Source organism: Vibrio sp. 1069 (genome assembly GCF_033340555.1).
The window spans coordinates 1-824 of sequence record NZ_JAWOWP010000228.1; the positions used below are offsets into that span (position 1 = coordinate 1).

General features: G+C 45.8%; 2 protein-coding genes. Both read left to right on the forward strand.

The window, feature by feature from the left end; translation table 11 throughout:
* Window positions 1-515 (forward strand): substrate-binding domain-containing protein (locus R7040_RS25615; protein ID WP_318097447.1); only part of this gene is annotated, 515 nt, incomplete at its 5' end.
* A gap of 8 nt (window positions 516-523) precedes the next feature.
* A partial coding sequence (locus tag R7040_RS25620) for a 3-hydroxyacyl-CoA dehydrogenase NAD-binding domain-containing protein (protein ID WP_318097448.1) occupies window positions 524-824 on the forward strand: 301 nt, incomplete at its 3' end.

Sequence of the window (824 nt, forward strand, 5' to 3'; positions counted from 1 at the left end):
AATGTTTAACGGCATCTAGCCCAGACATTATTGAACTGGTGAAATCTGAACGTGCGACCACCGGAATTATTCTGAGCGATCTGCAAATGCCTAGGCATATCGATTTCACCAATCTTGGTAATATCGCATTCGATGTGTATGTCTCTTCCGATCACCCATTAGCGGCTCAGCGAATTACCCATATCGATCAACTCAAACAATATCGCCAACTGGTGATACGCTCAAAGAGTGCAGAGCCAGGTAGCCTCAACCAAGCATTGAGCCCAGATATCTGGTACGCTGATAACTACTACATTTTGTTGGAATTAGCGAACAAAGGGTTTGGATGGTGCTTCCTGCCGGAGCACTTAGTCGCAGACTCACCAAACACGTTAAAAAAAGTTGGGGATGATTTCACAAAACTGGCTTGGCAAGTCAATGTTGACCTGATTCAGCATCAAAAATGGCATTCTGATCCCCTCCATCAACAAGCCAAAGCAGAGCTCATTACTCTCTTTGAGCAAACAGTTAAGTAGGATAAATAATGGCAAACACATTGATTGTAGGTGCAGGTTGGCTTGGTACTCCGCTAGCGCAAGCCTTGTTAGTCGAGGGACATGATGTAGTTATTACGCGTCGTAGCCAAGCTCGGTTAGATGAACGGCCATCCACTATTGCTAACGCCGCCCTGCTTGATCTCAACGATGAAAACGCAGCGCAAAAACTGGATGAAATAATTCAGTCGAATCATATTGAGCGTATTGTTGGTGCGTTTCCACCTGGGTTTCGTCGAGGGTCTGGTCGAGAGTATGCGCAGCAATGGTCAACGTTAGTTAAAGCGGCAA